Below are 10466 nucleotides of genomic sequence, written 5' to 3'. Positions count from 1 at the left end.
TCTTCCCTCCGAGGGGCGAAACAGCTTTCTTTCAAGCTGTCGGGATAGTTTGCATGCAGGGCAAACAAAAAAAGCATAGACTCATGTGAATCTATGCTTTATATTTTACTGAAATGATAATTACATTACTACTAATTTCAGCGAGAATGATTGTTTTGTATCCCACTTTCTTTCTGAAAGGGTTACTCTCCATAAATTGTCACCAAGACTTTCTACGTTCTTAATCTTACAATTTTTGGCATTCCCTGCCTGAATTCCTTTCTTAGAGAAGAAGATAATATCACCTTCTTGAGCACCAGCATCACTCATTTCTACTTTGATGTTGCTGCCTTTTACTACTAAGTTTTTGATTTCGTTTGCACCCATTGACAAGTGAAGATTTGAACCTAATACTTTTGGCTTGTCATCTGTGATTGGCGTAAATCTTACAAACTGTGATGAGTTTGAATATAAATCCTTTGCTGTATATGTGTTGGTTGTATAGCCCACTACTTCGTTTTTCCAGAAGTCATATACTGCACATTTTGTATCTGTTGGAAGACCTGCTTTCGCAAAGTCGATCGTTACATCATTTGATTTCTCTTTGTCAACATTGTAAAGGTTGTAAACACCGAAGTTGCCAAATTCTCTTTCTGCATTGAAACCGAAAACCGTATTGTCAGGTGACTCACCTAATGTCACTAATTTTGTTTCTTCGATCACACCTGGACGCATGATTTCGTAGTTTCTCCAAACAGCTTTTACATCATCTTTATCGATTGGCTCAGAAATCATGGCAGTACCACCTGTCAATGCAACTGAGTTGTGCCATGTGTGCCACATACCTTGCTGAGGTGTATGACCTACTTTACGTGAAGGTAATTTGTAATCTAAGTAAGATACGTCAGCGTCATTGTTCCACCATACTTTATGGAAGATCTGGAATCTCAACACGGACTCTAAACAGTGACTGAAGTGTGCAGGGTGAGAATCAGGACCTACTCTTGCCGCATCGATAAAACCAATTACACCTCTTGTTGGTTGTCCTAAACAAGATAAGATATACATGTCATCACCCGCTGCTTCTCTATAAAGCGTGTATAACTGTCTGAATGTTTGTAATCTTGTTAACTTCGGATCATCATAAACAGCACCGATACCATTGAAGTCAATTTTGATATAACCGTATCCTCTATCTTTCGCATCTTTGATGATGTTGAATAAGAATTTCTTCGCTTTTTCATTTGTTGGGTTCAACCACTTCGCACCTGATGGGTGGAATGGGTTCGGGTTCATGAATGACTCAATACCTTTTGCGTTCTTCTGTAAAGCTTCTGGATTTGCTTTTGCCCAAGGGTGCTCTGGATTGATCATCAATGGAGCGAACCAAACACCTGGAGTACCACCTGCCGCTCTTACTTTCTTAGCAACGGCCGCCATACCCGATGGGAATTTCTCATTCGCAGACCAATCACCATCCATTTTTTGGTAACCATCGTCGATTTGAACAATACCTTTACCGAAAGTGTTAGGATTTTCTTCGATGGTCTTCAACACGTTCATTACATGTTCCTCATCAATCTTCGTTGTTCTATCATACCAGCTACACCATCCGTATACTGGATCTCTGTCAAGTTTCGCTTTGTGCGTAATTGCAACCCACTTTGTCCAAACATCAATGTTTTTATCTTTATCTTCTTTAATGAAGATCATTTCCTCACTTCTTCTCACCTCACCTGGCTCTACTAATACGTCATCCATACGTACAATAGCACGGATTTTTTTCTTCGTCACATGAATATTACAGTGCGCATCAGCCGGACCAACCGGACCTAATAAGAAAGACTTATCATTTGTAGTATTATAAAATAAACCTACTTCTTTAAAACGCTTATCCATTACAGCTACCGTCTCCGCATGATCATGAGCCATTAAAGGAGTCACTAACCATTCTTCAGGTTTTGATAAATCTACTTGTCCACCAAAACTTTGATCCATACTGAATAAATCAAAAGCTCTTAGTTTTGTATTTTTATCACTTTTATTGTGGAAAAAAGCTTGAATTGTATAAGCATCAATATCTTGTAGTTTCTTGACATGAAGCTCATAACCAAAGTTATCTTTCTCATAATATGACTTTGTTTGTTCTGCCTTGCCATAAGGAGTATCTACTGTAGTCACCTCTATACTTCCCGTTTGAGGCGTATGTGCCATACCAATTCTGATAGTTCCAGCACCTTCTACATCAAACACACACGTTGATGATCTAAATAACTTTTGAATTTCCTGCTGTGCGAATGTTGAAAACACAGGAGTCAAACTTAAAAGTAAGATCAGTCCTAATTTTATTTTTTTCATTTCATCCAAAATTTAAAAAATTGATTCTTTAGAGCATATTTCAAACATGCCCTTATACAGTTGTCACACTGCAATTTTAATTGTTCTATATTTTCATTCTTTGCTCTTAGCTTACATTTCTTGATAAGGATCTTTTTGTCGGCCTTTTGTGATTTAAAAACATCTTTTGAATATAGAATTAAGGATGAAAAATGAAATGGTTCGTGTTGTAGTTTATATCATGATAGCATCATTTTTTTTAATAAGAGATAACACTACAAACCACCTTAATTCTTCATTCTACATCCTTCATTCTAAGGTTCTATTTTTACATCCATTGGAATAGAATACGTCACTTGCCATGTTCTTGATTCCGTATCAAAATCTGTTTGCCAATAATCATTACCAAACTTTTCTTGTTCTCTTAAATTTATAAAATCTCCGTTTCTGGTAATAATTGCTTTAAAGTCTTTATAATTTGAAATACCTGAAATTGTGATGGGTACATAACCCAATCCATTGGACAGGTCCACCACCACTTCATCATTTTCAGCTTCAATCATCAATGGCGTTCTTCTTACCAACTTTCCTTTTTTAAGATTGACCTGTAATGTATTCTGATAAGCTTCTCTGTACATTGGTTTCCAAGTATTGGCTTCTTTTTTTATAAATTCTTTGAAGACCTGATTATCTCCATAATAACTATCCGCTTCATTAGGCAACACACACAATTCTATCACCGCATCAATCTTATCTCCTTTGTGCAATGACCTAATATGTGCTGGAAGATTCAGTTCAACCAATGTTACATTCTTATTGATTTTTTTACTGAAGTGAACATAAGTTGAAAACTGAGGATCTATTAGTTTACCATCAATAATCGATTTCCATTCTCTCAACACCAAACCCCTGTTGGCCCAAGTTCCATATTTTCCAGGTAATTGGTTTTCTGCATTATGCATACTCACCCAAGGTGCCGCACCAGGAGCATCAATATTTTGGAGAGAATAACCCTCTTTTTCTCTTTCGTTTTCTATATCCAGAAATACCCCATTTTCATTGCCGTAGGCGAAATTATTTTCATGACTGAAAGCATATGTTTCTGATCCAAATTGTGCAATGGCCAAACGGTTGAAATCGATCGTCTCATTAACTTCTAACTCTACATGATAATAAGCCCTTAAATAATCATTAGAGCGGATCAGAAAAGTAGTCAATTTGTAATCTGCCTCTCCATCTTCTGTTTTCCCTTTATAAATCACTTCCGACAAATTAGGGCAGTTTCTTTTATACTCTACCTTTATTTCTTTGATCTTTCTTAAATGTCCTTTAAGACCATAAAATCGTAAGAAATCTCCCCCTCCAACATTAGGAGTCCAATTGTATTTATAAGGTTCAGGAATATTTTCTTTCGTACTCTGTACAAAAAGCGGACGTACATCTGTAATCATTGATTGGGTAGAACCCCCGTAAGGTTCATAACAAATACTTTCTCCAAAGGCACCCACTGCTGTTTCTTCCCAAAGTTGATGGCTTGTTGGGTGTTTCTTCCCCCAAGAAGACAAAGACAATTGACTATGTGATACCGCAGGAAGATTACCCCAAAAACCTGTGACTCTTGTCAATTCCAACTCTACTGTTTGGCGAGGCGGAATAGCTAAAATGGTATATCCTCTAATCCAAGGTCCTTCATATCGAGTATAATAGTCATTATGCCAATTCTTTGAAATCTGAATTGGAATACCCGTTGGATAGCCATCTTTATCTCTTAAAATCAGTGCTCCTCCTGTGATATCTTTTACATGATCTGTTTTTTCAAAAATAAAACGCTCCATCTGCTCTGTGTCCGATGGATTATGAAGGATCAACTTCGTCCTTTCCATCCCAAACTTTGGCTCCATATTGCCACTGAGTTTGACAACGGTAGCCTGTTTTTGAATATCTCTATAAGCTTGCAACCTGTCAAAAGGTGTATTTTTATCTGTGGCTACAACCACAATCACTTCATCATTTCTCTGAAAGGCATGACGAACTTTGAACAAGGCTGAAAGTGATTTATGTGACAAGTTTCCTTCTATAACCACCTGTGTGCCATTACTTCTCACCAAGTTCTCACTATTATCAGAATAGAGTTCCCATATCATTTCGTGCCTTCCTTCTACAGTGACTACATTACTGCTGGATTTGGAAACTTTGTACATTTCCTCCGGAAAATCAAATTCAATGTATAGTTTCATTTCATCTTCAGGAAGAAAACTTTCCTCATAGGTTAAAGTAAATGAAAAAGCATCTGCCCATGAAGCAATCTCCAACCCAAATTCGAAAAGCGGGCCATCTTCTAAACGTAATCCATCAATAAACCTTCTCTGATAAAACTTTCCTCCTTCTACCCATTCACCCATATAATCTGCCGTACCTTCGCCTCTGATTACCTTAAATTTCTCCCCGTTGTACTCCAAATACATGGTCATTAAATTCAAGTCAACCTTATCTACTAACTGCTCCATTTTATGCTTCTTTTCAAAAGGAGCTACACTTCTAAACTGTGTAAATTTGAGGTCATGTGAATTGAAGCGTAAAAAGTGATAATCTGTTTGGATATGAAATTCTTGTGCCTTTCCCAATTTCTCAGGAAAATACATCCTTGTATTAGTAGGTGCAAAATCCCATAACTGTAATGGTAGCTGAGCGCATAAGTTTGTAGATGAGAATAATAGAATAAAAAAAATAATGAAATTCTTCATCGTGTTATTCAATAATTTCATTTTTGGTAATATTTAATAGTAATGATATTTCCATCAAAATTGCTGTCAATACCTGGTCATTTCTCTACAAACTTATTGGTTCGGACAGAATTCTATTGTTTATTATTTATCAAAATATTGTCTTTATTTTACAGACAAAGGTTTATACACTACTCATTACTAATGAATTAAGAATGAAGAATTATGGTTCACAAAATAGTTTTTATAGTGGTTATGAAGCCACAACAAGAACCATAATTTTTCATTCTACACTCCTAAGCATTCTGCTGTTCTCTATTTTTATTCTTTTTGAATTCTGCAGGAGTCATACCATATTCCTTTTTAAACGCTTTGGTGAAATAGGATTGACTATTAAACCCAACATTATACATCACTTCACGAACGGTAATATTCTCATCATTACTCAATAAGTGGGAAGCCTTCTCTAAACGATAAACCCTCAAATATTCGTTGGCTGTAATACCCGTTACGGCTTTGAATTTTCTATAGAATTGAATGTATGACATGTTGACCTTGATCGATAATTCCTCTACTGTAAATTCATCATTGTCATAGTTATCTTCAAGGATAGACTTGATGTCCTGTAGGAATTTTTCATCTTTGGTGAGCACATGTTCTTTATCAGCACTCATGATGATATTTTTCTTCAGAATCTCTTTTTCCTTATTTTTCTGATTAATGATATTGTTGACTTGAAGCTCTAACAAGTAAGGAGAGAATGGCTTACCGATATGCAACTGACCACCTTTTTCAAGGGCATTTTTTCTACTTTCCAAATCACTCATTGCCGTTAGGAAAATAATAGGTACATGACTGGTTTGTACATTTTCTTTTAATCGTTCCGCCAATTCATAACCATTCATTTTAGGCATATTCACATCCAATAAAATTACATCTGGAGTAGTTTTTAATGCCGTCTCCAAACCTTCAATTCCATTTTCAGCGGTCATTACATTGTATTCCTCATGGAACAAGTCTTTGATCAACTTCAAAATTTCTGTATTGTCATCAACGATTAATAATGTATGTTTATTAGGAGCTTGGCTCTTATTTTCTTCATCAACAATAACTGTTGGTTCTTTTACGGTCTCTTTTTCAAGGTCCGACTTATCAAACTCTGGGTGCAAGAGTGGTATTTTAACCGTAAAAGTACTTCCTCTTCCTTTGGCAGTGTCTACATGAATATCTCCATGATGCAGTTTCAGTAATTGCTGTACTAAATTCAAACCAATACCACTGCTTCCGAAAATTGTTTCTTCGTTTTCCCCTCTGTAGAACCTGTCAAAAATTCTTTCGGTCTCCTCTTTATCCATACCCACACCATTATCAGCCACTTGAATTTGTAATTCATCACCAATCTTTTCTACCGAGAAAACCACTTTTCCTCCTTTTGGAGTATACTTAAAGGCATTAGAAAGTAAATTAAATAAAATTCTTTCCATAGTTCCTTTGTCGATCCAACCATTGATAGGTACGTGACGGATATCTATCTGATAGGTGATATTTTTGTCTTTCGCATAATCATTAAAAGCTTCCGCAGTTTTAGTAACGAATGGTACCACATCGTGGAAAACTGGGAAAATTTTCATTTCTCCCTCACCAATCTTTCTGAAATCAATCAGTGAGTTGGTAAGATTCAACAAACGCTGACCATTTGTATTAATATTTTCTACAAACTCTTTCAGTTCCGGTGGAAGTTTCTTGTCGTAAGTCAATTTCTCCAAAGGACTTAAAATCAATGTCAAAGGTGTTCTTAATTCATGACTGATATTCGTAAAGAATTTCAATTTTGCTTCATTGATTTCTCTAATATGCTCCTTGTCTTTTTGCTCTGATAAAATCGACTGCTTCAATCTGAATAAATACTTCAAATACACAGCGACACCAAAAATGATGGAACCAATAATCAGTAGATAGATGAAGTAAGCAAAGTTTGTTTTGTACCAAGGTTTTAACACCACAATATTCAATCTTTTAACTTCAGTACTTTCAATTCCATCATTATTAAACGCTTTCAATTCAAAAGTATACTCACCACTTGGCAGTCTCACATAGTTGGCACTACTCTGATTCTTACCTGCATCCATCCAATTTTCATCTACACCCAACATTCTGTAAGCGAAACGTATACCTTCTTTTGCATTGTAATGCATGGCACCAAACTCCAAGGCAATCTGATTCAAATCATAAGGAATAGTAATTGATTCAGTCTTATAGATCGGCTTTTTTAACAGGGTATAACCTTCATACTCCTGCAATGGATTGATCTCTTCATTACGGATTTTCAACTTCAGAATCTGTGGTCGAGGAACTGTTTTATCATCTTTGATATCCAATGGATTAAAAGCTGTAATACCTCTTAAATTTCCCATTAGAATAGTACCGTCATCCATTTTATAGAAGGCTGATCTTCTGAAATTATCCGCCAGTAAACCATCACTCGTATTATATATTTTTACCTCTCTAGTTTGAGGATTCAATTTGGCTATTCCTCCATCCGTTGAAACCCAAAGTGACTGATCTGTACCATCGACAATACTGTAAACCACATTGTCAGGCATACCATCTTTCTGAGAAAATAATTCATAATCCAGAATTTTTCCATTCTTCACATGACATTTATACAAACCATCACCAAATGTCCCCAACCAAAGTGTATTTTTATCCTCTTTGGATTGATGCATTACAAAAATTCTGCTTTTGCTCAAGTCTTCACCTTCCTTCTCATATGCTTTTGTCAAAACATAATTATTGGGTGTTAGATCCAAATAAAATACACCTTGGCTTGTTCCAATGTACACACCATTTTCTCCATCGTAATGCAATTGAATAACCATATTTTGATGCAAATAGTGCTTGTTCTTTATTTCTTTATCAAACTCAAATGCTTCATGTGTTTTGATATCAATCAAAGTCAATTTACCATAAGCATAAATTAAAATCTTATCTCCCACCTGTTCCATAAGTTCTACTTGATAAAGGCCCTTAAATCGATCTTTCTCCTTAGGATATACTAATTCAAAGTCCTCACCATCCTCTTTTGCTTTGTATAAACCTGTAGAGGTAGAGACATAAACATCACCTTCAATTTCTCTAATAATACTTACAGTAGCATTGTAGAAATAGTTAAAGAAACTTACCTTTTCAGAATCTTCTAATTTGTACTCCGACTGACTGATATCTAACCCTTTATCAAAAAAGCCTACCCATAACCTCTCATTTTTATCTATATAAATGGAGTTGACCAAATTTGAAGATAAACTCTGCTTTCTATAATAATTATTTGAGATGTTATGGAAAGGTTTCTTATTGGGGTTCAGAATGCTTATTGCTCCATGTCCAGTTCCAAACCAATAAAGTCCAGATGCATCCAAAAGTACATCATTAACATAATTACTAGAAATTGTCGTCTTTTCATCAGAACTGCGATAATGATAAGATTGCTTTGACTTAATATCATAAGACAATACACCATTGGCTGATAAACTCACCCAAAGAATACCATTTCGGTCCTGATCAATATCGGAGACATGAGTTTGCACTTCCAAGGGGTTATTCACTAACTTTTTAACATCAATCGTATCTACCAGTTTGATTTTTTCCCAATTCAGTTCAAATTCAAAAATAGTATGATATCTATTTGCCAAATACAGCTTATCTTCTTCCTTACTGATATCCATCGATGAAAAAGTATGATCATTGATCGTATGATAAACGATATCATATAAAGGGTTCATCTTATTACCCTCTGAAATATCAAACACCGACAACTTAGAATAATCTAATAGATATAATTTTCCTTTGTGAAATGAAAAAGCTCTATAAAGTAAATGAGACTGTGTTACTGTCTGTAAAACAGATACTGTTAAATGATACTCTTCGTCTACTGTTATCTTGTATAGTTTTTTTGAGGTAAGCAGAAATAATTCTTCTTTATTAATGGCCTCAATTTTTACAATCTTCTCATCAGATGACAACTGATTATTAAACTCTTTAGGTATAAAAAATGTCTCTTTGTTTAAATCATAAAGCGATAAACCAATACTTGAAACCAGCCACAGATGTTCATTTTTATCCTCAAAAATATCATTCACACTACTATTCAACAAAGTATGATCGTCACCCGGTTGATGTATAAAGGACTTGAATTCATTTCCATTATAACGGAATAATCCATTGGGCGTGCCCAACCATATAAAACCTGATTTATCTTGGTGTAAAGACGAAACTGTATTTTGGTTTAGTCCATGTATATCATTAATTCTATCAAATCGTGTGTTCTTGATCTGTGCAGATGATGATATATGAAAGCAAAGAAGTATAAAAAGTAATATATATCTGTTCATTTCTTTCTGTTCATTTATTACAAAAAAATAGGCTTCTCAATTCAAACCTTCATTCAACGAAAGCAAATTGCATTTTTTAAGCCTTTGAAGCTACTTTGCTTATATCTTTCTTTTGCTCATATCTTACATCACCCCTCAAATCAGCGTTTAATGTAGGTTTTTGAGCCTTTTTGCATAGAAATATTTCCACAAAAAGAAGAGAGTGCATGGTGTTATCAGTCTGTTTCACCATTAACAGTTTAGATCCTTAGCTCATTTTTAATAAAGTTTTCCATTTTTAGGATCAAGATATATCACAATATTGGCTTGTTTCTTAAGTCAATTTTTGATTTATTATTTTATCATAGGTCTTAAAGTTGCAGACTATCAAAAGCAAAACAATATGAAGAGAAGGAAAAGAGCAAATCGAATGATGAATTTTCAGACGAATAGGATTAGTGTTTTGACTATTGTTGTCCTTCTTATTGGAATTCTTTTATATCTCACGAATACTATTCAGAATAAAAAAGTGGTTAGTTCCTATTGTGGTGACTTCGGTTTTGGTGGAAAGAGTTTAACCTTATTGAATGATGGTAGTTTTCGATTTTGGTATTCTGGGTGCAGTCAGAATATAGGAGCTGTAAAAGGTGAATGGAAAAAAGAAGGTGATACTTTTGTTTTTCATCCTTATCAAGAGAATGAAATTTTGCACAAGCAATATCATGAGGTGGAAAACCGACTTATTGCTATTGATGGAGATACGCTTGTTCTTTGTGATGATTATATACCAGGATATTTTTTTTATGATGAATGAAGAAAAGCTACTGCGAAATGGTCTCACTTGTTATGCTTAATAACTACACTGATTACTACTCTTTCGGTATAAAAATTGGGCATCAAGCAGATGGAAAATACCACTATGGCGACCAAGGTGAATTTGCTGAAGATGAAACAGAGTTTTATGTTCATTCTACAAAAGAGATGAGAGTTATAGTTACCCCACTAGTTCGGACTGTCTAAGTGGAAAAGATAATTATCTTTTTTTGAGAGATTCAGCTTC

At 35.0% G+C, this 10466-nt stretch carries 5 protein-coding genes; 2 read left to right on the top strand and 3 right to left on the bottom strand.

Features of this window, described 5'->3' with window-relative positions; all coding sequences use genetic code 11:
- Positions 1–120: 120 nt before the first annotated feature.
- The 3 genes from HHU12_RS31670 to HHU12_RS31660 form a co-directional block, all read right to left on the bottom strand.
- On the bottom strand, positions 121–2337 hold the full coding sequence (locus HHU12_RS31670; protein WP_169660749.1) for a glycoside hydrolase family 36 protein: 2217 nt from the start codon (positions 2335–2337) through the stop codon (positions 121–123).
- A gap of 293 nt (positions 2338–2630) precedes the next feature.
- Positions 2631–5081: a hypothetical protein gene (locus HHU12_RS31665; RefSeq protein ID WP_205960051.1), complete on the bottom strand. Its 2451-nt coding sequence runs from the start codon at positions 5079–5081 to the stop codon at positions 2631–2633.
- Positions 5082–5335: 254 nt separating this feature from the next.
- Complete coding sequence (locus HHU12_RS31660) at positions 5336–9427, bottom strand: hybrid sensor histidine kinase/response regulator transcription factor (RefSeq protein ID WP_169660747.1); 4092 nt, start codon at positions 9425–9427, stop codon at positions 5336–5338.
- 382 nt (positions 9428–9809) lie between these two features.
- Between HHU12_RS31660 and HHU12_RS31655 the strand changes: the two genes are divergently transcribed.
- A complete protein-coding gene (locus tag HHU12_RS31655) occupies positions 9810–10220 on the top strand; it encodes a hypothetical protein (protein WP_169660746.1) in 411 nt (136 codons plus the stop codon).
- A gap of 32 nt (positions 10221–10252) precedes the next feature.
- Positions 10253–10426, top strand: coding sequence for a hypothetical protein (locus HHU12_RS31650; protein WP_205960050.1), 174 nt, complete (start codon positions 10253–10255; stop codon positions 10424–10426).
- The last annotated feature ends 40 nt before the right edge of the window (positions 10427–10466 follow it).

It is taken from the genome of Flammeovirga aprica JL-4 (assembly GCF_012844305.1).
Taxonomy (GTDB): domain Bacteria; phylum Bacteroidota; class Bacteroidia; order Cytophagales; family Flammeovirgaceae; genus Flammeovirga; species Flammeovirga aprica.
Note: the sequence above shows the minus strand (reverse complement) of the source record. Positions and strands in the feature narration are given on the sequence as shown.

Bases quoted from the DNA above. Each gene is read 5' to 3' on its own strand.
- HHU12_RS31660 (WP_169660747.1), bottom strand. From the start codon at position 9,427: ATGAACAGATATATATTACTTTTTATACTTCTTTGCTTTCATATATCA.
- HHU12_RS31665 (WP_205960051.1), bottom strand. From the start codon at position 5,081: ATGAAATTATTGAATAACACGATGAAGAATTTCATTATTTTTTTTATT.
- HHU12_RS31670 (WP_169660749.1), bottom strand. From the start codon at position 2,337: ATGAAAAAAATAAAATTAGGACTGATCTTACTTTTAAGTTTGACTCCT.
- HHU12_RS31655 (WP_169660746.1), top strand. From the start codon at position 9,810: ATGAAGAGAAGGAAAAGAGCAAATCGAATGATGAATTTTCAGACGAAT.
- HHU12_RS31650 (WP_205960050.1), top strand. From the start codon at position 10,253: ATGCTTAATAACTACACTGATTACTACTCTTTCGGTATAAAAATTGGG.